The sequence below is a fragment of the uncultured Phyllobacterium sp. genome (assembly GCF_902479695.1).
Lineage (GTDB): Bacteria > Pseudomonadota > Alphaproteobacteria > Rhizobiales > Rhizobiaceae > Phyllobacterium > Phyllobacterium calauticae.
The window spans coordinates 1-21,268 of the sequence record NZ_CABSQF010000040.1; the positions used below are offsets into that span (position 1 = coordinate 1).

A 21,268-nucleotide genomic window follows, 5' to 3' on the forward strand; every position below is an offset into this window, starting at 1 on the left:
AGTCGAGATTGACCCCGAGCTTCACATAGGCGGCGCCTTCCGTGCCGCTGATGCGGAACTCGCAGGCCTGAAACCTGCGGCCGAACTTATGATCATGATTGATCGACAGCGAGCAGCGCACCCGATCGCCATAGTCGAGGATCGCGCTTGTCCGCGTCTGCGCCACCGCGTGACCGGGATGCCCCAGTGTCTTCGCGTGCACGCCCAGCGGATTGCCGAGAATCTCGCGGATCACATCGATGTAGTGGATCGAATGCATGGCGATCTCGACGCGCGGCAGGCCGTTGAGAAACGGCCACAGCGACCACGGCGTGTCCAACGCCAGCCAGGCATCGAAATCAATGACCTCGCCCAGCCAGCCCTGCGCGATCGCGTCTTTCAGCGCCAGCATCATCGGGGCAAACCGCAGCTGGAAATTGACGGCGGCGGTGATGTTGCGCTCCCGGCAGATCCTGAGAATTTCCGAGGCTTGCACAAGGTCGCTGCCCATCGGTTTCTGGATCAGGGCAAAAGAACCCTCCGGCAGGGCTTTCAGCACGTCCGCATGGCGCGCAGGCGGCGTGGCCAGATCGAAGATGGCGTTTTCCACGGCCGCGGCTTCCGCCACCGATGCATAGGCAGTCACATTCCATTCAGCGGCAATTTTCGCGGCCTTCGCCTGGTCGGGATCGAACAGGCCGGCGATGGGGAAACCGCCTTTCCGGTAGGCCGGATAATGCGCATCGCCGACGATGCTGCCCGCCCCGAAGGTCACGATGGGACGCGGCTTCGCCGGAAGCGGCCAGCTCTGCTGCAGGGGGGATGGATTGAAGGGCTTTGCAAGTGTTTGCACGCTTCAGATACCCCCCTCTGTCCTGCCGGACATCTCCCCCACAAGGGGGGAGATCAGCCTGTATTGCCGCTTCTGCGAAATTTGAAACGTTTCCTGTTGTGCGAAAGCATTCATGCCAATGTGATCTCCCCCCTTGTGGGGGAGATGGGCGGCAGGACAGAGGGGGGTGAAAGGATGGTTGTTCATTTGTATTCCTCAATCCACATGGAAGACTTCATCCATCATCGCCCACCATTCGCCCGGCGCCTGCGTTGCCAGCGGCACCTGGCACGGCATGCAGACGTCCCACCATTCCTTGTTTTTCGGATCGGCGGCCATGCGGGCCATATCCGCGTCAAAATCCGTGCCGTGATATTCCCACGTGCCGAACAGGATATTCTCCGGCTCACGCAGGAAGATCGTGTAGTTGCGGATATTGCAGCTGGAGATGAGCGCCAGGATTTCCGGCCAGACAGCCGCGTGCAGGCGCTTGTATTCCGCCACCTTGTCACCGTTCAGTCCGATCATCATGCCCATGCGCTGCATCAGCCTAACTCCGGATTTCCGTGGTGAATTCATCGATGCTGCGTGCCTTCACCGCATCCCAGTCCCAATCGATGCCGATGCCGGGTTCGGATGGCGCGATGGCATAGCCATCTTCGATGCGCATCTGCGTCCGTGTCAGGTCGTCCAGCTGCGGGATATATTCGACATACCTGCCGTTCTGCACCGCGCAGGCGAGGCTGACATGCAGCTCCATCAGGAAGTGCGGGCAAACCGGCATGTCGAAACTTTCCGCCGTATGCGCCACTTTCAGCCATGGCGTGATCCCGCCGATACGGCCCACGTCCACCTGCACGATGGAACAGGCCCGCTTCTGCATGTATTCGCGGAAATGCCGGATCGAATAGAGCGACTCGCCGACGGCCACCGGCGTCTGCGTCGCCGCGGACAAGCGCACATGGCCGTCGATGTCGTCAGCCGGCAGCGGCTCTTCCAGCCAGGCGAGGTCAATATCGCGCAGCACCTGCGAGCGCCTGATGGCCTCATCCAGCGTAAAGCCCTGATTGGCGTCGGTCATGATCTCGAAACCGGCACCCCCCGCATCGCGCACCGCCGACAGCCGGCCGAGGTCTTCCGACCCATGCGGACGGCCGATCTTCACCTTGGCGCCCTTGACTCCCTTGGCTTTCGCCTGCAACGCATCATCCACCAGCGCCTGTTTTTCAATATGCAGCCAACCGCCCTCCGTGGTGTAGAGCGGGCAGCGGTCTTTGGCGCCGCCTGCCAGCTTCCACAATGGCAGGTTCTGCTTTTTCGCCCGCAAGTCCCACAGGGCAATATCGATGGCGGCAAGCGCAATGGCCGTGATCGCGCCGATGGTCGTCGCATGGGTGGCGAATTCAAGGTCGCGCCAGATCGCCTCGATCTGGTCGGCATCCTTGCCGAGCAGACGCGGCACCAGATGATCCGAAAGCAGGCGCATCACCGAGGAGCCTCCGGTACCGATCGTATAGCTGTACCCCGTACCGACAGCACCGTCGCTGTCGGTGATGGTGACAATCGGCGTCTCCTGCGAGACAAAGCTCTGGATGGCGTCCGTCCGCAGCACTTTCGGCGGCAGATCGACCATCCGCAATTCGACGCGTTCGATTTTGGCCATGATCAGCTCCGCAGTGTTTTGCCGGTTTCAGCCGAGAAGAGATGCGCCTGCGACAGGTCGAAGCTCAGCTTGATGGTTTCGCCCGCCACAAGCGGGCGCGGGTTGAGCATGCGCGATACCCATTCCTTTTCGCCCAGCGTGATGAACACCAGCGTCTCGTTGCCGAGCGGTTCGGTGATCGAGACCGGCAGCGACAGTTCATGAACGTCGGTTGCTTCGCCGGAACTCAGGCCATGGCCGGTCGGATAGATATCGTCGGGACGCAGGCCGAAGATGACCTTTTCACCCGCAACCACCTTGTTGCGGAATTCGAGCGGCAAAGGCAGGCTCTGCCCGCCCTTCAATACCAGCCTGCCGCCATCGACGGTGGCTTCGTTGAGGTTCATCGGCGGCGAACCGATGAAACCCGCAACAAAGCGCGTGGCCGGACGCTTGAACACTTCCTCCGGCGTGCCGACCTGCTCGATATAGCCATCCCGCATGATGACGATACGGTCGGACAGCGTCATGGCTTCCACCTGATCGTGGGTCACGTAGATCATCGTCGCCTGCACCTTGGCGTGCAGACGCTTGATCTCGGTGCGCACCTGCGTGCGCAGCTTGGCATCGAGGTTGGACAGGGGTTCATCGAACAGGAACACTTCCGGCTTGCGCACGATGGCACGGCCCATGGCCACGCGCTGGCGCTGGCCGCCGGAGAGCTGTGACGGACGCCTGTCCATGTATTTTTCCAGATCGAGAATGGCAGCCGCTTCATTGACGCGCTGGTCGATCTCCGCCTGCTGCACCTTGCCGATCTTCAGCGAAAAACCCATGTTCTCGCGCACGGTCATGTGCGGATAAAGCGCATAGGACTGAAACACCATCGAGATGTTGCGGGCGCGCGGCGGCAGGTCGTTGACCGGCTTGCCGCCGATCTCGATGACACCGTCGCTGATGTCCTCCAGACCGGCAATCATGCGCAGCGTCGTCGACTTGCCGCAGCCGGACGGTCCGACCAGCGCGATGAATTCGCGGTCCTTCACCTCAAGATCAATGCCGTGGACGACATCCACATTGCCGTAGCGCTTGACCAGCTTTTTTAGGGTTACGGGTGCCATGGGTAGAGCCTTTAACCTTTCACCGCGCCGAACGTCAGTCCGGACACCAGATGCTTTTGAATGATGAATGTGAGGGTCAGCGCCGGAACGATCATGACCACGGCGAGCGCGCACATGCCGCGCCAGTCAATGGTGAATTCCGACGTGTAATCGAGCAGCCCCACGGGAAGCGTCTTCGAATTGACCGAGCGGGTGATCTGCGATGCCAGCGCATATTCGTTCCACGAGGTGAGGAAGGCGAAAATACCAGCCGAGGCGATACCCGGCCCCGCCAGTGGAAACTCCACCTGCCAGAATGCCTGCCAGCGCGTGCAGCCGTCGATCTGTGCGGCCTCGGCCAAATCCTTCGGCACCTGGCGGAAGAACCCGTCGATCAGCCAGATGGTGAAGGGCACGTTCAGCGCCACATAGATCAGGATCATGGAAAAGTGGGTATCGATGATGCCGAGCCGGGCAAAAATCATGAACAGCGGCAGCGACAGCGCGATGCCGGGAACCGCACGCGTCAGCATGAAGCCGAGGAACACCGCCGACTTGCCCTTGAACTTGTAGCGGGCAAAGGCGTAGCCGCCGGCCATGCCGATGATGAGCGCGATCACGGTGGAGGTAATGGAAATGATCAGCGAATTGCGGAAATACTCCCAGACTGGAATGCCGCCCTGCCCGGCGCCGCCGAACATGGAACGGTAGGCATCGAGCGAAACATCCTGCGGAATCCACACGGGCGGCTTGGCCATGATCTCCACCGTGGGGCGGAGCGAATTGAGGACGATCCACAGCCCCGGCAGGCAGATGACCAGCATGGCCAGGAACAGGCCGACGAGATGCAGGACTTTCAGGCCGCGGCGCTTGAGACGATGTGCGTTGTTCTGATCCATCTTACCACTCCGCTCCGATCTGCTGGCGCGCCGCGGCGAGCTTTCTGAAGAAATACACGGTGAACAGGATGGAAAGCAGGATCGAGATATAGGCCATGGCGTTGGCCATGCCCATGCGCGCATCGCTGTAGGCCGTGCGGCCGACCAGCGTCCACAACAGTTCCGTGCGTTTGGCCGGACCGCCATCGGTCATGATCTTGACGATGTCATAGGCGCGCGCCACGTCGAGCGAGCGGATGGTCATGGCGATCATGGCGAAGGGCATGAGGTAAGGCCAGGTGACATAGCGGAAGGTCTGCCACGGCGTGCAGCCATCGACCCGCGCCGCCTCCACGGGCTCCTGCGGCATGGCGAGCAGGCCCGCCAGAATCAGGATGGCGAAGACCGAGGTCGAGGACCAGATTTCCGCGACAATGATCGAGAACAGCGCCAGGTTGCCGTCGATCAGCCACGGGATGGCCGATGTGGTTATCCCCAGCGACTGCAGCACATTGTTGACGAAGCCGATATTGTCATTGAACAGGAATTTGAACTGGAAGCCGACGAGCACCGGCGAAAACATCATCGGGAACATCATCAGCGTGCGCAACAGGCGCTGGCCGCGCGTGGCCTTGTTGACCAGCATGGCAAGGCCAAGACCAAGGAACATTTCGGCGTTGAGCGCGATGGTCAGGAGGAGAACGGTTCGTCCGAACGCGGTCCAGAATTCCAGGCTCGTCAGCGCACTCATATAATTGCGGAACCCGATGAGAACCCAGATCGTCTCGGGTTTCGTCAGCCGGAACGGCGTGAAGCTGGAGTAGAGCGAAAACAGCAGGGGCAGGACGATGACCGCAGCCAGAACGATAATGGCAGGCAGCAGCAGGAGCGTCGGCGCTGATAGTTTGGGAAATTTCATCGGAGATATTGGCCTTTTAATCTCTGCTCTCGGGTAGGTCGCATGCGTTGCCCCCCTGTCCGGCAGGATAGAGGGGGGTGATATCCATCACCCCGCCTCCCAACCGCATCAAAGCTTGCCGGCATCCTTGAGGATATCGGTTGCCTTCTGGGCAGCCGTGTCGAGCGCTTCCTTGGAGGTCTTGTCTCCGAGGATGGCAGCCTGCAACTCCGGATAGACCGCGTTGGAAATCTCGATCCATTCGGCGAGCGGCGGAACCGGGAAGGCATTCTTCGCCGCTTCCTGGAAAGCCGCCAGAACCTCCGTCTTGTACGGATCGCTCTTGGCCTGCTCGATATCCCAGGCCCAGACCGCCGTACGCGTCGGCAACGGGCCGGCCTTCGCTTCCAGCTTCTGGCTGTCTTCGTTGGTCAGCCACCAGACGAGCGAAGCGGCGGCTTCCTTGTTGGCGCAGGCTTCCGTGACCGAGAAACCATGGCTGCCGGACCAGCCGGTCCGCTTGCCCGACGATCCCGCCGGCTGAACCTTGACACCGACATTGCCCGCAACCTTCGAGGACTTCGGATCATTGAAGAAGCTTGCCCAACCCGGCCAGTCCAGATTGATGGCGATGGAGCCGGAGGCAAAACCCTGGCCGAGATCGTCCCACAGATAGTTGGTCGTTCCCGCTGGAACCGCCTTGGCCTTGTAGAGATTGACGAACCAGTCGAGCGCCTTGATGCCCGCGGCCGAGTTGAAGGCGGGCTTGCCATCCTTGCCGATGTACTCGCCGCCCTCGGCGACCAGCATTTCATAGAAGCGGCCATTGATCGCCTCTTCCTTGCCGGCAAACTGCGTGCCGTAGAAATCCGGCGCCTTGGTGAAGAACATCGCCTGGTCCGTCACCTGCTGCCAGGTATCGGGCGGCGTCAGGTCATAGCCATACTTGGCCTTGAAGGCCTTCTTGTTGGCTTCGTCGGCATAGATGCTCTTCTGGTAGTACAGCGCGGAAACGTCGAACTGCGCGCGCGGCAGCATCACCAGCTTGCCATCAAGCGTCGAAGCCTTGATGTTGGCCGGCACGAACGCCGCGACTTCCGCCGCCGGTATCAGCGCCGTCAGATCCGTATAGATCTTCGGGTATTGCGGCGCGAAGGATGAATGGTTCGAACCGACGCACCATTTCAGACTGCCCGAGGCGATATCCGACTTGATCTCCTTGTCGAGCTCGAAGTGATTCTTCTTGGACAGGATGTTGACCTTGGCGCCGGTCAGTTTCTCCCACTCACCGATGCGCTCGTACAGCGGCTCATATTGCTGGCCGCCGATCAGTTTGGCGTCGATGGTGACGCCCTCGAATTTGCCCGGCAGTTCGGCGCCAAAGGCAAAACTTGTGCTCAACAGCGCGATAGCGCCGGCCGAAACACTGGCTAGCAGGTTTTTCATGCAGTTCCTCCCAACATCCAGAGTGCCGCCTCCCGGCACTTTTCTTCACCCATATATGGGCGTGTCATTCATATACAAACATTTACAGGCTTGACCGTCAAGCGCGGAAACGCTTTCCTATGAAGATAATCTTCGTATATGCATTGAGTGAAATGAGGGGGACAACCATGTTGGAAGAAGACGACAGCGACCGGTATCGCGCCCCGGCACTCGACAAGGGACTGGACATTCTCGAACTGCTTTCGGGCATCGACGGCGGCCTCACCCAGGCGGAAATTGCCAAGCATCTCGGCCGCAGCCCCAATGAGTTCTACCGCATGCTCGACCGGCTGGTCCGGCGCGGCTATGTCACCCGGCTCGAAGGTGACCGCTACTCCCTGACGCTGAAACTGTTCGGCCTCGCCCAGCTGCATGCGCCGGTTCGCCGGCTCGCTTCCTATGCCACGCCGCTGATGCGCGATCTTGCGGTCCTGACCAAGCAGGCCAACCAGCTCAGCGTCTTTGACCGCGGCGCCGCAGTCGTCATCGCCCAGCAGGAGGCGCCGGACTATTGGGGCATTTCCATCCGCGTCGGCTCGCATATCAGCCTCTTCAATACCGGCTCCGGTCACGTGCTGCTGGCGTTCCGCTCGGATGAGGAACGCGCCATGATGATTGCCGAATATGAAAAACATGCCGATGACATTGCCCAGCCGGCGGATTTTCGCGAACGGCTCGATCATATCCGCGCGCGCGGCTATGAAATCATGCCCAGCGCCCAGACCGCGGGCGTCTACAATATATCCGCGCCGATTCTCGGCCCCGATGGCCGGTCCATCGCGGCCCTGACCTGTCCCTATATCAAGCTCCTGAACATTCCCGATGCCCCGGACGTCGATCAGGCGCGCGAAATGCTGGTGACGACAGCACACAAACTCTCCGAGCTCGCGGGCGCGGATGTCATCCATTCCAGTGTTGTGCGCCACGCGTGAACGGGAGCAGATCAGGCATGTTCATCGACACACACCTTCATCTCATCGACCAGTCGGCCCTGCATTATCCGTGGCTTGCCGGTGTCGAGGCGCTCAACCGGGATTTTCTCTACGGCGAATATGCGCTGCAGGCGCAGCGGGCCGGAATAGTCCGGGCACTGCACATGGAAGTGGATGTAAACCCATCCGAAATCCAGACCGAAATCGATTACGTCGCCAGCCTCGCGAAGCAGGAGGGCAGCCTGATTGCCGGGGCGATTGCCGCATGCCGCCCGGAAGAGGCCGGTTTTGCCGCTCATCTTGAACGCCAGAAGGCCAACCCGTTCGTCAAGGGTTTTCGCCGCATCCTGCACACCATGCCGGACGATCTGTCGGAGAGTTCCCTGTTCCGCGAGAACATCCGGCGTATGGGCGGCTCGGGCCTGACCTTTGATCTGTGCGTGCTGCCGCGCCAGATGGACAGGGCTATCGCCCTGGTCGATCTTGCCCCGGACCTGACCTTCATCCTCGATCATTGCGGCGTGCCTGACATCAAGGGCGATGATTTCACCATCTGGCGCGGCAAGATCACCGAAATCGCCGGACGCGCCAACGTCATCGCCAAGATTTCCGGCATCGTCGCCTATGCCGATGGGGCATGGCGCGCGGATACGCTCAAACCCTATGTGCAGCATGTCATCGGCAGTTTCGGCTGGGACCGGATTGTCTGGGGCAGCGACTGGCCCGTCTGCACGCTGGGCGGCGGCCTTGCCACATGGATCGCCGCGACGCATGCGCTGGTTTCAGGATGCAGCGAAAGCGAAAAGGCCAAACTGTTTTCCGGCAACGCCAAGCGGCTGTGGAGATTGTAGGCCGGAGTTCCATCCCGTTTCCGTTATCATTCAGTGATGGTTGCAGGATCCTAGTGCGTGGTTCGACAAGCTCACCATGAGGGAAGTGGTTTGGTTGCAACGCCAACGACGAACGTTGCAGGATATAGCTCCCTGCAATCCTCCACTTCCCTCATGGTGAGCTTGTCGAACCACGCCCCCCCTTGCCTGCCAGCCCCCGGCGCTTTACCTCTGGGAACCAGCAGCACAACCAACGGCGGGAGATACAATGGCAGCGGAGCTTCATGGACCGGACCTTCTCAGTGCCGTCGTGCTTTTGGGAGCAGGCGTCGTCGCCGTGCCCGTCTTCAAGCGGCTCGGGCTTGGTTCCGTACTCGGCTATCTCGCCGCCGGACTGGTGATCGGGCCATTCGGCCTCAAATTCTTCTCCGATCCGCAGACGATCCTGCACGTCGCCGAACTCGGCGTCGTCATGTTCCTGTTCATCATCGGCCTTGAAATGCAGCCTTCCCGCCTCTGGGGCCTGCGCAAGGAGATCTTCGGCCTTGGCGCCCTGCAGGTCGGTGTCTGCGCGCTGCTGCTGACCGGTGTCGGCATCGCCACCGGCTTTCCCGTCGCCATATCCTTCGTCGCCGGGGCCGGTTTCGTCCTGACCTCGACGGCCATCGTCATGCAGCTGCTGGAGGAGCGCGGCGAGATTGCGAGCACCAAGGGCCAGCGCATGGTCTCGATCCTGCTGCTGGAAGACCTGGCCATCGTACCGCTTCTCGCCCTTGTCGCCTTTCTCGCACCCATAGCCGCCACCGACGCGCCGCCGACAGGCCTGCGCTGGATGGATATCGGCATCGGTGTCGCGGCGGTCGCCGGCCTCATCGTGGCCGGCCGTTATCTGCTCAATCCCCTCTTCGGCTTCCTCGCCCAGTCCCGGGCGCGCGAAGTCATGACCGCCGCCGCCCTCCTCGTCGTGCTCGGCGCCGCGCTCGTCATGCAGGTCAGCGGCCTCTCCATGGCGATGGGCGCTTTCCTTGCCGGCGTGCTCCTGTCCGAATCCACCTTCCGGCATCAGCTCGAAGCCGATGTCGAACCGTTCCGCGGCATCCTGCTCGGCCTGTTCTTTCTCGCCGTCGGCATGTCGCTGGACCTGAGCGTCGTCACCGCCAACTGGCGCAGCGTGCTGTTCTATGTCGCCGCCTTCATGGTGGTGAAGGGCATCGCGATCTATATCGTCGCCCGCCTGATGCGCTCGTCCCACACGGAAGCGCTGGAGCGTGCAGTCGTGATGGCGCAGGGCGGCGAATTTGCCTTCGTGCTCTATTCCACCGCCACATCGGTCGGCATTCTCGATGGCCGCGCCAACGCCATGCTGACGGCCATCATCATCATCTCCATGGTGCTCACCCCGATCGCCATCATCGGCCTGCGCTATATCCTGCCGCGCGAAAAGCAGTCGCTGGATGGTGTCGATGTCGCGGAAGGCCTGTCCGGCAGCGTCCTCGTCATCGGTTTCGGCCGGTTCGGGCAGATCGCCAGCCAGCCGCTGCTGATGCGCGGCGTCGATGTCTCGATCATCGACAATGACATCGAGATGATCCAGGCCGCAGCCGAATTCGGCTTCAAGGTCTATTACGGCGATGGCACGCGTCTCGACATCCTGCATGCGGCAGGCGCTGGCCGCGCGCAGGCCGTCCTCATCTGCGTCGACAAGCCCGACACCATTCTCGCCATCGCCGAGCATATCAAGGCGGAGTATCCGCTTGTGCAGGTCTATGCCCGCTCCTTCGACCGCGGCAACACGCTGGCGCTGATCAAGGCCGGCGTCGAGTACCAGATCCGCGAAACCTTCGAGTCGGCCCTGTCCTTTGGCGAGAACACGCTGATCGGCCTGGGCGTCGCGCCCGAGGAAGCGGCGGAGATCATCGGCGACGTGCGCCAGCGTGATGCGGAACGCCTCGACCTGCAGCTCGCCGGCGGCATCCGCGCCGGCAACGATCTGATGAGGGGCAATGCACCGGTGCCGGGCCCCTTGATCAAACCACGGCAATCCGGCCGGGCTCTGAGCGAAGAAACTGCCCGCGTGCTGCCGGCGGCGCAAACCGCCGACAGTGCAAACTGATTGCAACCACCATGGAAGGACAAGCAATGGCTGAAACCGATCAGGCCATCATCGACGATATTGTCGGCTTCTGGCGCAAGGCCGGACCCGACGCCTGGTTCAAGAAGGATGCGGCGTTTGACGAAACGTTCCGCCAGACCTTTCACAACAGGCATTTCGCTGCCGCGCGGCGCGACTATGACCACTGGATCGAAACCGCCGACGGAGCGCTGGCACTGATGATCCTGCTCGACCAGTTCCCGCGCAATTGCTTTCGCGGCACCGGCCACATGTATGCAACGGACTCGCTGGCGCGCCATTACGCCGGAGAGGCGCTGGAAAGAGGCCACGATCTTGCCCTCGAGCCGTCCGTGCGCGGCTTTCTCTATCTGCCCTTCATGCATTCGGAAGACATCGACGAGCAATTGCGCTGCGTGAAGCTTTACACCGCATCGGCCCCGAGCCAGCTCGAATGGGCCGAAGATCATTACAACATCATCCACCGGTTTGGCCGCTTTCCCCATCGCAACGCCATTCTCGGACGGAAATCCACGCCGGACGAACAGGCATTCCTCGATGCGGGCGGCTTTGCCGGATAGGCGGATTTGCGGCCCCGCTGCCGAATTTTCGCCACATCCTCTTGAACGCAGCCGTACTGACTGCCATTATAAGCGCATCTGGCACCCGTAAGTTTCACCCATGACGCCAGTCAAACAGGGACTGACCGCGCCTCGATGCCGGACGAACAATCTGAAGAGCCTCCAAGTCCGGACTTGCGAAGCAAGCTGACTCTGCCCACGCAGCGTCAGCAACAATTCCCGTTTTTCTCCCCAACATCCGATTTGGCCTGCATCGCGGGCGGATTTGCGCTGGCTTTTCCAGCCGCATCCGCGCGCCGTGTCGCGCCCTGACCCGCATCTCTTAGAAGGAACCGACTTCCCAATGGAATGGATTGCCGACCCCAATGCCTGGATTGGTCTCGCCACGCTGATCGTGCTCGAGATCGTACTCGGGATCGACAACCTCGTGTTTATCGCCATCCTTGCCGACAAGCTGCCGCCCAGCCAGCGCAACCGCGCGCGCATCGTCGGCCTGTCCCTCGCCCTGATCATGCGCCTGGCGCTGCTCGCCTCCATCTCCTGGGTGGTGACACTGACGACACCGCTGTTCAGCGTGGCGGGTTTCGGCTTCTCGGGGCGCGATCTCATCCTGATCATCGGCGGCCTGTTCCTGCTGTTCAAGGGCACGATGGAACTGCACGAGCGCCTTGAAGGACATATGTCCGCCAAGGAATCCAACGTCGCCCATGCGGTTTTCTGGCAGGTCATCGCCCAGATCGTCGTGCTCGATGCCGTCTTCTCGCTCGACAGTGTGATCACCGCCGTCGGCATGGTCAAATCTCTGGAAGTCATGATGATCGCCGTTGTCGTGGCGGTAGGCGTCATGATGCTTGCGTCCAGACCGCTCATGGCCTTCGTCAGCCGTCATCCGACTGTCGTCATCCTCTGCCTTGGCTTCCTCATGATGATCGGTTTCAGCCTGATCGTCGAAGGCTTCGGCTTCCATATTCCGAAGGGCTACCTCTACGCCGCCATCGGCTTCTCCGTCCTCATCGAAGCAGCCAATCAGGTCGGACGGCATAACCGCGACAAGCGCATCACCTCGATGGACCTGCGTGACCGCACGGCAGGCGCGGTGCTGCGCCTCCTGGGCGGCGGCCGTTCCGGCGATGCCAGCCATCATTCGGATGCGCTGGATGTGATCGCCGAGCAGACGGCCGCGGGCGAAGTCTTCCACCCGGAAGAAAAGGAAATGATCCGCGGCGTTCTCGACCTGGTCGAGCGGCCGGTGCGTTCCATCATGTCGCCGCGCAACGAGGTCGAATGGCTCGACCTCAACGAGACCAACGAGGAACTGCTGGCGGAAATCCGCACACTCTCCCACAGCCGCGTGGTTCTGGCCCGCGGACGGGTCGACGAATTCGTCGGCGTGGCCCTGACCAAGGACCTGCTGTTCGCCATTCTCGACGGCGGCAAGATCGATTGGGACAAAGTGACCCGCCAGCCATTGATCCTGCATGAAAATGCCAACGTATTGCGCGTGATGGAGCAATTGCGCGGCACGACGGTGCAGATGGCGATTGTTCTCGACGAACACGGCTCATTCGAGGGCGTGGTCACGCCGACGGATATTCTTGAGGCCATTGCCGGCGACTTCCCGGATGAAGGCGAGGAAAGCCCGATCCTCGAGCGGTCGGAAGACGGCAGCATGGTGGTGGACGCCTATATCGACATCCGCCGCCTCGGCGGCCTGATCGAACGCGACCTCGTCGATGACGGCGACCGCTACACGACGCTGGCCGGTTACATCCTGTGGAATCTCGGCCACATCCCCGCACAGGGCGAAAAGCTGAAGGTCGATGATTACGAGTATGAAATCGTCGAGATGGACGGGCGCAACATCGGCAAGGTGCGGATTTCGCCCACCGAAACCGCCGCCTATATCTGATCCCACCAAAAATATTCCCGCCCCGGCTGACCCCGGGACGGGAATGGAGCATCGTCCGGCAACACGACCCGCTGGATTTGGCCTGTGGTCCCAGCGGTATGATTGTCGTGTCTGTCGTGCGGTGCCCAAGCGATAACCCCATCAATCCGGCCGAAATCAGGCGGCCTGCCGGACCCAGCTCGGGAATGGGTCGAACAGGTCTTCCCACTTGCCCGGTGTGAATTCGTCGGCATCCACCAGACAGGCGTCGAGCTGTGCCCGCAGGTGCACTTCATTCATCGGATCAACGCCGATGAAGACAATCTCCTGCCGCCGGTCGCCCCAGACCTTGTGCAGATAGGGCTTCATGGATTTCAGCCATTCCGGATGCTCCGGCCAGCGGTTGCGCGGGATCGACGACCACCACAGGCCGCGTTTTTCCGCCCGCACCAGCGCACCGGCCTGGCTGAGTTCGCCGACATAATCCGGCCGTGTCGCCAGCCAGAAGAACCCCTTGGAGCGGATGACACCCGGCCAGTTCCTGTCAAGAAAGGCATGAAGCTTCTGCGGATCGAACGGACGCCTCTCGCGGTAGACGAAAGAACGAACGCCATATTCCTCGGTCTCCGGCACATGGTCGGCAAAACCGTTCAATTCCTTGAACCAGAGCGGATGTTCCTGCGCCTTGTCGAAGTCGAACAGGCCCGTGTTGAGCACCTCACCCAGCGGTACATCGGCAAAGTCCGTCTCGATCAGCTTTGCATCCGGGTTGAGCGCGCGGATGATCTTGCGCGCCAGATCGCGGTCATAGAGAGACGAGTCGGAAATCTTGTTGAGGATGATGACGTCGGCAAACTCGATCTGGTCGACCAAAAGATCGACCAGCGTCCGGTTGTCGGCATCACCGAGCGATTCCCCCCGGTCCTTCAGAAAATCCGCCGAGGCATAATCCTTCAGCAGATTGGCCGCGTCGACCACGGTCACCATGGTGTCGAGTTTTGCCACATCGGACAGGCTGCGGCCGTTTTCGTCGCGGAAATCGAAGGTCGACGCCACGGGCAAGGGCTCGGAAATGCCGGTCGACTCGATGAGGAGATAATCAAAACGCCCCTGCTTGGCCAGGGCTTCCACCTCCTGCAGCAGGTCATCGCGCAAGGTGCAGCAGATGCAGCCATTGGTCATTTCGACCAATTGTTCATCGGTGCGCGAAAGATTGGCGCCGCCGTCGCGTACAAGCGCGGCATCGATGTTCACCTCGCTCATATCGTTGACGATGACGGCAACGCGCCGCCCCTCGCGATTGTTGAGAATATGGTTGAGCAAAGTGGTCTTGCCGGCTCCGAGAAAGCCCGAGAGCACCGTGACCGGAAGACGGTTGGGTATGGCTGTGTTGTGCATGGCTATTGCCCTCTTGGAATGGCCTGCCGCGAGGGCCGCAGCAGGCCGGATAACGTCAGTCGTGAACTTCGCCGGAGCCGCCGACGGCCACGACATTGAAAGGCTTGCCTTCGAGCGCGATCTCGCGGTCCTTCGCGAAGGCGGCAGCCTTGATCACGTGCAGGCGGCTTTTCAGCGGATCGCTGACGATGATCTCGTCACCGGCAACAGCGATGCGCGGCCGCGGCAGGCTCCAGTGGCCGTCCATGCTGTAGGGTCCGGTCAGCTTCAGCGATTTTTCGATTTTGGCGGTCACCACATTCAGCCGGTGCAGCTGGCCGTCCTCGGTGAAGATGTAGGCGAACTGCGGGCGCGCTGAATCGACGGCGAAATGCACGCGGCGGTTCGGCAGTTCGACGCGGCGGAACGGTTCGGCATTGCCCGGCTCGACCAGCACCACCGCCTGCGGACCGTAATTGCCGAGGAAATACTGCAGGCCCTTGCCGCCGAGAAGCGTGGTGATCTTTCCATCCGGCAGCGATGTCGCATAGGCGAGATGATTGATCTCGGGCGCAGCCGCGCCGGATTTGACCAGAAGCAGCCCGGTCTTGCAGGCGATGGCCAGAATATTGCCGGACGACGCTTCCCCATGCAGGTCAGGGCATGCATGCAGCGCGCCGACGGGATAGCCGTCGCTGCCGAGAACCTTGATGCCGATGGGGAGCTCATCCACCGGCTTTTCCGGATGCGGCTCGCTCACCAGCACCGTGCCGCCATAGGAGATGGCCACACCGTGATGCGGTGAAGCCAGCTTGATGCTGCGAACGTCATTCGTGCCCGCGAGAATATCTTTTTCCCTGACGACCTTCACCACGCCATCGCCGTCAAAGAACTGGGCGATATTGCCGTTGTGATCGACGAAGTGCGAAGGCCGCTGGCCCTCCAGTTTCAGATCGAGCAGTTTCGGCGCCTCGACCTTGAGGTCGCCATGGGCACCATGGTCCTCCACGGCAATCCCTGTCGACAGGACCGCCACCTCGCCGCCGTCCCGCTGCACGGCAAAAATTGTTTTCCCGCTGTCGGACAACGACAGGCCGGCCGGTGCCTTCACGTTGAACGTATCGATAATCCCGCCGGTTCGCGGGTCGAGCACGCGGATGGTCGGCTCCGCATGATCCGAGACGAAAACGCGCCAGGCGGTCTGCTCATTGGCCAGCGCGGGCAACGCGGCAAAGCCGAGGACCATGGCGAGGGGCAAAACTTTCTTCAGATGTCGTGACATGCTTATTCCTTGTGCGTCGTGGGAGTTCACAGGTATAATGTAATAACATTACATTTATGCCAATGAAAAAAGCGGAGTCATCCCCCGCTTTTTCCGGTTCCGTCGATCAGCTGCCGATAATGGCCTTTTTAAAGGCGCTGATATTGTGGTGCATCATGTCGATATAGGTGCTGGCGCCTTCGCCCGGTTCCGACAAAGCATCGGAAAACAGTGTGCCGCCGACATTCAGCTTGGTCTCGCTGGCGATCTGCTCGATCAGGCGCGGATTGGTGATATTCTCGACGAAGATCGCCGAGGCCTTGTCTTCCTTGACCTGCTTGATCAGCGCAACGACATCGGCAGCGGACGGTTCCGCATCCGTTGAAAGACCTTCGGGCGCCAGGAACTTCAGCCCGTAGGCGTGCTCGAAATAGCCGAATGCGTCATGCGATGTGATGATCAGACGCTTGGCCTCCGGAATGGCGGCGATACCGGCCTTCACATCGATCTCGGTCTGATCCAGCTTCTTGGTATAGTCCGCGCCATTCTTCTTGTAGGTATCGCAATTCGCCTTGTCGGCATTGCAGAAGGCATCGACGATGTTCTTCACATAGATCTTGGCGTGGGCAATCGACTGGAACGCATGCGGGTCGAAGGCACCGTGATCGTGGTGATGCTCAGCGCCTGCCTCCGCATGGCCTTCTTCCTCTTCCTGCGCCTTGAGGGGCTCGATACCCTTGGTCAGTTCGACAATGGGCGCCTTGGTACCGCTGGCCTCGACCAGCCGCGGCAGGAAACCTTCAAATCCCAGACCATTGACCAGAACCACATCCGCCTTTGCCAGCGCCGCCGCATCCGATGGCTTGGGCTCATAGACATGGCTGTCGCCGTTCGGGCCGACCAGATTGGTCAGCGAAATCTTGTCGCCGCCGACGTTCTTGGCAAAATCCTCGATGATGGAAAAGCTGGAAACAACCTTCAGGTCAGCCGCGAAAGCGGTGGACGAAGCCGCAGACAGTAACAGTATAACATTCAGAGTTGTAGCGAGTTTAAAAGCTTTGCGCATTGGTAGTCTCCTTTATCGAGGTTTAGGCGGTTCTGTGGCGGTGGGAACGCATGCGGCTGCTGAGAACGCCGCGTGAGCCGATGAGAATGGAGGCGATATACATCGCACCGGCGGAAAGGATGATCGCCGGGCCGGATGGCAGGGCGAAATGATAGGAAATCAGCAGGCCCGCAACGCAGGATATCATCCCGATCAGGATGGCAACGGCGCACATCGGGCCGACACGGGTCGTCCAGAAGCGCGCGCCGGCGGCAGGCAGCATCATCAGGCCGACCGACAGCAGCGTCCCGAGCGCCTGGAAGCCGCCGACGAGATTGAGCACCACCAGCGCCAGGAAGATGAAATGCACGGGCGTGCCGATGCGGCTGACCGAACGCAGGAACAGGGGATCAAGGCACTCGGCCACCAGGCCGCGCCAGAAAATGGCGAGGGTCACGATGCTGACGCCGCAGATCAGGCCGATCAGGCTCAGCGCCTCGTTGTTGAGCGCAAGAACGGTGCCGAACAGCACATGCATCAGGTCGACATTCGAGCCGCGCAGCGAAACGATCATCACCCCCAGCGCAAGGGATATCAGGTAGAAGGCGGCCATCGAGGCATCTTCCTTCTGGATCGTGAAGCGCGACACCGCCCCGGCGCCAAGCGCCACGATCACCCCGGCGATCAGCCCGCCGATGGTCATCGGCACGATCTGCAATCCGTAGAGCAGGAAGCCGGCGGCGGCCCCCGGCAGGATGGCGTGCGACATGGCATCGCCGGTCAGGCTCATCCGCCGCAGCATCAGGAACACGCCGACAGGGCAGGAACTGAGCGACAGCGCCAGCGAGCCCAGCAGCGCACGCTGCATGAAGCTGTAGTCGACGAACGGTGCAATAAGGAAATCATACATCCGGATTACGCCCCGCTCGAACGGCTATGGTCGTGATCATCATTGTGCGCATGGTGTTTGTGGTCATGCGCATGATCGTGGCCATGACCGCCGGTCGCGGACAATTGGGCATCATCCTCGCACCAGGGCGCACTCTCGGCCCAGGCCTCGTGGAACTGCCGCGCATGCAGCAGGTTTTCCGGACGAAGCGTCTCCCGCGAGGCGCCCCAGGCAATGGGCTTGCGCGCCAAAAGCAGCGTTTCGGGGAAATGCTCCCGCACCAGGTCGAGATCATGCACCACCACCATGATGGTGCGCTTTTCGCCATGCCAGCGCTTGATCAGCGCGATCAGGTCACCGACCGTCTTGGCGTCGATGGCGTTGAACGGCTCGTCGAGAAGGATCAGATCGGCGTCCTGCACCAGCACCCGGGCAAACAGGGCGCGCTGCAATTGCCCGCCGGACAGGCTGTCGATGGGGCGTTTTTCAAAGCCGCCCAACCCGACGCCCATCAGGGCCCTCGAAACCTGTTCACGGTCACCGGCGGTAAAGCGGCCAAGCAGGCCGCGCCGGGGCCAGAGCCCCAGCGAAACGAGATCGATGACACGCGCCGGAAACGAGCGGTCCAGTTCCGATTGCTGCGGCAGATAGGCGACGCGAACGCCCTTCTCGACCACGACGGAACCGGACATCGGCTTGAGAACACCGACAATACCCTTCATCAGCGTCGACTTGCCCGAACCGTTCGCACCCACGACGGCCGTCAGCGAACCGCGCTCGACCACACCGCTCAGATGATGAACGGCAGGGTGACTGCGATACCCCAGGGTAAGGTCGCGAAAGGTCAGGCATTGGTCAGTCATGGTCTATCCGCATGCTCCGGACGGCGGTGTTCGGTCGGTCACGTCCATCCGGCATCTTCTTGACGTCTCGATATGTGATGTTATTACATTAGTCAACAATGGCAAATTTGAGAACAGACGAAATTAATTTATCCACTGGCAGCCGATGACGCCGCTGCTTATCTTAGAGACAGCAGATTTTTACGGAAACGGACTTGTTTACGGCAATATCACGCGCTAGCGACTTAAACGTGTACGTTCAGGAGACCCGAAGGCAATGACAACCGCCCATGAGCTGACGAAGAACCAGACCCTGGTGTTCAATACGTTGTCGCGCGCCGAAGGACCCTTGAGCGCCTACACCATCCTCGACCAGCTACGCGGTGACGGTTTCCGTGCGCCGCTGCAGGTCTACCGCGCCCTGGAAAAGCTGCTCGACTACGGCATGGTCCACCGCCTCGAAAGCATCAATGCCTTTGTCGCCTGCGCGCATCCCCACAATCACAGCCACAATCACGGCATGATCGCCTTCGCCATCTGCGAGAAATGCGGGCAGGTCTCGGAATTTTCCGACGATATCATCACCCAGCGGGTGCGCGAATGGACGACGCAGAACGGCTTCAAACAGACCAAGACCACCATCGAAATCCGTGGCGTCTGTGCCGCCTGCGGCACCGCCTGATCAGGCCTTGTAGGCCCTGAGGAACATATCAACGCCCGCGGTCACCGTCTTGCGGATCTGCTCCGCTTCCGGTTCCTGTTCCATCTGGCCGAACAGACGGCGGCGCAGCAGACCCGAATGGAAAAGGTCTGAGAGCTGATAGGCCGCCATCTCCGTGTCCTCGATGGCCAGGAATCCTGCCGCGACGTGCTTGTCCAGCAGCGCGCGTATCAGGGCAAGGCCCTTTTTCGGCCCTTTCTCGTAAAAGCTGGAACTCATGGACGGCATGCGCTCCGCCACGCCGATGACGACCCGCTGCGCCCTTATGCCGGCATTCGAGGTAATGAGCGTCGACAGAGAAATGCCGAACTGGATCAAGGCTTCGCGCAGGTCGCCGTTGTTGCTCTCCAGCGCCTGATAGATACCGTCGAAGAGCGCTACTTTGTATTGCTGGCACAGATCGATGAACAGCTCTTCCTTGTTGCTGAAATAGACATAGATCGTGCCCTTCGACACGCCCGCTTCACGGGTAATGTCATTCATGCTGGCCGCATCAAAACCCATCTGCGAAAAGACGCGATTGGCCCCATCCAGTATCTGCTGCCGTTTGACGGGATCCTGCCCCGCGGCCAGACGGCCGGGGCGTTCGGAAGCGGTCATGCCTGGGTCCATAACGGGTGCCTTGGTAGACGACATAGTAGTCAAGTTTCCTCATTTTCGATTCTTTTTCGAACCAAGCGGTTCGATCCCCTTGATATGCGCTCTCATTTGCGCTATGTCAACGATCGAACCGATTGGTTCAATCAGTTTTCAGATTGAACATCTGTAGAAAGAGCTCTCTATGTCCGCGCCGAAATCCACCAACGAGGCTGAGATTCGTCAGTTCCCTGCACCCGCCCCTGCTTCCAAAGTCGAAGCACCGGTGAAAAGTGAAGCCCCGCAGCACGACGTGGTCACTGCGACCCCGGCACCGCCAAAACGCTCGGTGAAGCGCTTCATATTGCCCGTCATCATTGTCGCCGCTGTCGGCGCCGGTGCCTGGTATGGCCACGAATGGTGGACAACGGGCCGCTTCATGGTCTCGACCGACGACGCCTATATCCAGGGCGACATCACCGCCATTGCCCCCAAGATCACCGGCTATATCGATACGATCAATGTCGTCGCCAACCAGCGCGTCAAGGCAGGCGATCCGCTGATCACGCTCGATAATGGCGACTATACCATTGCGGAAGAACAGGCCGAGGCGCAGATCGCGACACAGCGCCTGACGCTTCTGCGCATTCAGGCCCAGACGGAAGCCGCCAAGGCATCCGTCAAGCAGGTCGAAGCCGGCAAGGTCGCCGCACAGGCGGTCCTGACCAATGCGGAAGCCGCTGCGACCCGCGCCGGCCAGCTGCATGCCACGCGTTTTGCCTCCCAGTCACAGCTCGACGATGCCACTGCGGCGTTGGATCAGGCCAAGGCCAACCTCGTTTCCGCCGATGCCCAGATCGCTGCGGCAGTCGCCAATGTCGGTGTGCTGGAAGCCCAGTACAAGGAAGCCGAGGGATCGATTGCCTCGCTGCAGCTGAGCAAGGACAAGGCCGCCCGCGACCTCTCCTTCACCGTCATCCGTGCGCCTCTCGATGGCGTTGTCGGCAATCTCTCGGCCAAGAAGGGCGATCTCGTCACCCCCGGCCAGCGGCTTGCCGCCCTCGTTCCCGTCAATTCGCTCTATATCGACGCGAATTACAAGGAAACGCAGCTGCGGGACATCGTGCCGGGCGAAAAGGTACGGGTACGGGTCGACGCGCTCTCCGGCGACACGTTTGAAGGCACCGTCGCCTCGATTGCCCCGGCATCCGGCGCCGTGTTCTCGCTGCTTCCGGCCGAGAATGCCACAGGCAATTTCACCAAGGTTGTCCAGCGTGTCCCGGTTCGCATCGCCCTGCCCGCCGACATTCTGGCATCCGGCAGGCTTCAGGCGGGCTTGAGCGTCATCGTTGACGTCGATACCCGCACGGCACCGGCCAAGTAAGCGCAACCAGCACCGGAC

20 protein-coding genes are annotated in these 21,268 nt (G+C 60.9%); 7 read left to right on the top strand and 13 right to left on the bottom strand.

Features of this window, described 5'->3' with window-relative positions:
- From RDL77_RS19620 to RDL77_RS19650, 7 genes are all read right to left on the bottom strand, one after another.
- A partial coding sequence (locus tag RDL77_RS19620) for a Gfo/Idh/MocA family protein (RefSeq protein WP_288194387.1) occupies nucleotides 1-832 on the bottom strand: 832 nt, incomplete at its 3' end.
- A gap of 195 nt (nucleotides 833-1,027) precedes the next feature.
- On the bottom strand, nucleotides 1,028-1,357 hold the full coding sequence (locus RDL77_RS19625; RefSeq protein WP_288194388.1) for an L-rhamnose mutarotase: 330 nt from the start codon (nucleotides 1,355-1,357) through the stop codon (nucleotides 1,028-1,030).
- A 4-nt stretch (nucleotides 1,358-1,361) separates the two neighbouring features.
- On the bottom strand, nucleotides 1,362-2,474 hold the full coding sequence (locus RDL77_RS19630) for a mandelate racemase/muconate lactonizing enzyme family protein (protein WP_288194389.1): 1,113 nt from the start codon (nucleotides 2,472-2,474) through the stop codon (nucleotides 1,362-1,364).
- Between the two features lie 2 nt (nucleotides 2,475-2,476).
- Nucleotides 2,477-3,574 (bottom strand): ABC transporter ATP-binding protein, encoded by a 1,098-nt coding sequence (locus tag RDL77_RS19635; protein ID WP_288194391.1) that lies wholly within the window; start codon nucleotides 3,572-3,574, stop codon nucleotides 2,477-2,479.
- Nucleotides 3,575-3,585: 11 nt separating this feature from the next.
- The gene (locus tag RDL77_RS19640) at nucleotides 3,586-4,452 is read right to left on the bottom strand and encodes a carbohydrate ABC transporter permease (protein WP_288194392.1); all 867 of its coding nucleotides are present in this window, start codon (nucleotides 4,450-4,452) and stop codon (nucleotides 3,586-3,588) included.
- Between the two features lies 1 nt (nucleotide 4,453).
- Entirely contained in the window at nucleotides 4,454-5,350 is an 897-nt protein-coding gene (locus tag RDL77_RS19645; RefSeq protein ID WP_288194393.1) for a carbohydrate ABC transporter permease, read from the bottom strand.
- Between the two features lie 108 nt (nucleotides 5,351-5,458).
- Nucleotides 5,459-6,775: a sugar ABC transporter substrate-binding protein gene (locus RDL77_RS19650; protein WP_288194395.1), complete on the bottom strand. Its 1,317-nt coding sequence runs from the start codon at nucleotides 6,773-6,775 to the stop codon at nucleotides 5,459-5,461.
- A gap of 167 nt (nucleotides 6,776-6,942) precedes the next feature.
- Between RDL77_RS19650 and RDL77_RS19655 the strand changes: the two genes are divergently transcribed.
- The 5 genes from RDL77_RS19655 (at nucleotide 6,943) to RDL77_RS19675 (ending at nucleotide 13,176) form a co-directional block, all read left to right on the top strand.
- Complete coding sequence (locus RDL77_RS19655; protein ID WP_374042760.1) at nucleotides 6,943-7,746, top strand: IclR family transcriptional regulator; 804 nt, start codon at nucleotides 6,943-6,945, stop codon at nucleotides 7,744-7,746.
- A 17-nt stretch (nucleotides 7,747-7,763) separates the two neighbouring features.
- Entirely contained in the window at nucleotides 7,764-8,597 is an 834-nt protein-coding gene (locus tag RDL77_RS19660) for an amidohydrolase (RefSeq protein ID WP_288194397.1), read from the top strand.
- Between the two features lie 247 nt (nucleotides 8,598-8,844).
- On the top strand, nucleotides 8,845-10,689 hold the full coding sequence (locus RDL77_RS19665) for a monovalent cation:proton antiporter-2 (CPA2) family protein (RefSeq protein ID WP_288194398.1): 1,845 nt from the start codon (nucleotides 8,845-8,847) through the stop codon (nucleotides 10,687-10,689).
- A gap of 26 nt (nucleotides 10,690-10,715) precedes the next feature.
- The gene (locus tag RDL77_RS19670; protein WP_288194399.1) at nucleotides 10,716-11,267 is read left to right on the top strand and encodes a DUF924 family protein; all 552 of its coding nucleotides are present in this window, start codon (nucleotides 10,716-10,718) and stop codon (nucleotides 11,265-11,267) included.
- Between the two features lie 343 nt (nucleotides 11,268-11,610).
- Nucleotides 11,611-13,176 (top strand): TerC family protein, encoded by a 1,566-nt coding sequence (locus tag RDL77_RS19675; protein ID WP_223612467.1) that lies wholly within the window; start codon nucleotides 11,611-11,613, stop codon nucleotides 13,174-13,176.
- A gap of 156 nt (nucleotides 13,177-13,332) precedes the next feature.
- Here the strand turns inward: RDL77_RS19675 and zigA are convergent, their stop codons facing one another.
- The 5 genes from zigA to aztA all read right to left on the bottom strand — a co-directional run bounded on the left by zigA (nucleotide 13,333) and on the right by aztA (nucleotide 18,590).
- A complete protein-coding gene (zigA, locus tag RDL77_RS19680) occupies nucleotides 13,333-14,538 on the bottom strand; it encodes a zinc metallochaperone GTPase ZigA (RefSeq protein WP_288194419.1) in 1,206 nt (401 codons plus the stop codon).
- A gap of 70 nt (nucleotides 14,539-14,608) precedes the next feature.
- Nucleotides 14,609-15,814, bottom strand: a complete 1,206-nt coding sequence (locus RDL77_RS19685) for a hypothetical protein (protein WP_288194400.1) — start codon at nucleotides 15,812-15,814, stop codon at nucleotides 14,609-14,611.
- A gap of 106 nt (nucleotides 15,815-15,920) precedes the next feature.
- Nucleotides 15,921-16,859 (bottom strand): zinc ABC transporter substrate-binding protein AztC, encoded by a 939-nt coding sequence (gene aztC, locus RDL77_RS19690; protein ID WP_288194401.1) that lies wholly within the window; start codon nucleotides 16,857-16,859, stop codon nucleotides 15,921-15,923.
- Nucleotides 16,860-16,881: 22 nt separating this feature from the next.
- Complete coding sequence (gene aztB / locus RDL77_RS19695; protein WP_288194402.1) at nucleotides 16,882-17,748, bottom strand: zinc ABC transporter permease AztB; 867 nt, start codon at nucleotides 17,746-17,748, stop codon at nucleotides 16,882-16,884.
- A gap of 5 nt (nucleotides 17,749-17,753) precedes the next feature.
- Nucleotides 17,754-18,590, bottom strand: coding sequence for a zinc ABC transporter ATP-binding protein AztA (gene aztA, locus RDL77_RS19700; RefSeq protein ID WP_288194403.1), 837 nt, complete (start codon nucleotides 18,588-18,590; stop codon nucleotides 17,754-17,756).
- A gap of 256 nt (nucleotides 18,591-18,846) precedes the next feature.
- On the opposite strand from aztA, the gene RDL77_RS19705 reads away from it, so the two are divergent.
- Nucleotides 18,847-19,251, top strand: coding sequence for a Fur family transcriptional regulator (locus RDL77_RS19705; protein ID WP_223612462.1), 405 nt, complete (start codon nucleotides 18,847-18,849; stop codon nucleotides 19,249-19,251).
- Here the strand turns inward: RDL77_RS19705 and RDL77_RS19710 are convergent, their stop codons facing one another.
- Nucleotides 19,252-19,890: a TetR/AcrR family transcriptional regulator gene (locus tag RDL77_RS19710; RefSeq protein WP_223612461.1), complete on the bottom strand. Its 639-nt coding sequence runs from the start codon at nucleotides 19,888-19,890 to the stop codon at nucleotides 19,252-19,254.
- 181 nt (nucleotides 19,891-20,071) lie between these two features.
- Here RDL77_RS19710 and RDL77_RS19715 point away from each other — a divergent pair, with 181 nt between their 5' ends.
- Nucleotides 20,072-21,250: an HlyD family secretion protein gene (locus RDL77_RS19715; RefSeq protein WP_223612460.1), complete on the top strand. Its 1,179-nt coding sequence runs from the start codon at nucleotides 20,072-20,074 to the stop codon at nucleotides 21,248-21,250.
- Nucleotides 21,251-21,268: the final 18 nt, after the last annotated feature.

Bases quoted from the DNA above. Each gene is read 5' to 3' on its own strand.
- aztA (WP_288194403.1), bottom strand. From the start codon at position 18,590: ATGACTGACCAATGCCTGACCTTTCGCGACCTTACCCTGGGGTATCGC.
- RDL77_RS19705 (WP_223612462.1), top strand. From the start codon at position 18,847: ATGACAACCGCCCATGAGCTGACGAAGAACCAGACCCTGGTGTTCAAT.
- RDL77_RS19650 (WP_288194395.1), bottom strand. From the start codon at position 6,775: ATGAAAAACCTGCTAGCCAGTGTTTCGGCCGGCGCTATCGCGCTGTTG.
- RDL77_RS19715 (WP_223612460.1), top strand. From the start codon at position 20,072: ATGTCCGCGCCGAAATCCACCAACGAGGCTGAGATTCGTCAGTTCCCT.
- RDL77_RS19670 (WP_288194399.1), top strand. From the start codon at position 10,716: ATGGCTGAAACCGATCAGGCCATCATCGACGATATTGTCGGCTTCTGG.
- aztB (WP_288194402.1), bottom strand. From the start codon at position 17,748: ATGTATGATTTCCTTATTGCACCGTTCGTCGACTACAGCTTCATGCAG.
- RDL77_RS19655 (WP_374042760.1), top strand. From the start codon at position 6,943: ATGTTGGAAGAAGACGACAGCGACCGGTATCGCGCCCCGGCACTCGAC.
- RDL77_RS19645 (WP_288194393.1), bottom strand. From the start codon at position 5,350: ATGAAATTTCCCAAACTATCAGCGCCGACGCTCCTGCTGCTGCCTGCC.
- RDL77_RS19665 (WP_288194398.1), top strand. From the start codon at position 8,845: ATGGCAGCGGAGCTTCATGGACCGGACCTTCTCAGTGCCGTCGTGCTT.
- RDL77_RS19685 (WP_288194400.1), bottom strand. From the start codon at position 15,814: ATGTCACGACATCTGAAGAAAGTTTTGCCCCTCGCCATGGTCCTCGGC.
- RDL77_RS19630 (WP_288194389.1), bottom strand. From the start codon at position 2,474: ATGGCCAAAATCGAACGCGTCGAATTGCGGATGGTCGATCTGCCGCCG.
- RDL77_RS19640 (WP_288194392.1), bottom strand. From the start codon at position 4,452: ATGGATCAGAACAACGCACATCGTCTCAAGCGCCGCGGCCTGAAAGTC.
- RDL77_RS19675 (WP_223612467.1), top strand. From the start codon at position 11,611: ATGGAATGGATTGCCGACCCCAATGCCTGGATTGGTCTCGCCACGCTG.
- RDL77_RS19710 (WP_223612461.1), bottom strand. From the start codon at position 19,890: ATGACCGCTTCCGAACGCCCCGGCCGTCTGGCCGCGGGGCAGGATCCC.
- RDL77_RS19625 (WP_288194388.1), bottom strand. From the start codon at position 1,357: ATGCAGCGCATGGGCATGATGATCGGACTGAACGGTGACAAGGTGGCG.
- RDL77_RS19635 (WP_288194391.1), bottom strand. From the start codon at position 3,574: ATGGCACCCGTAACCCTAAAAAAGCTGGTCAAGCGCTACGGCAATGTG.
- aztC (WP_288194401.1), bottom strand. From the start codon at position 16,859: ATGCGCAAAGCTTTTAAACTCGCTACAACTCTGAATGTTATACTGTTA.
- RDL77_RS19660 (WP_288194397.1), top strand. From the start codon at position 7,764: ATGTTCATCGACACACACCTTCATCTCATCGACCAGTCGGCCCTGCAT.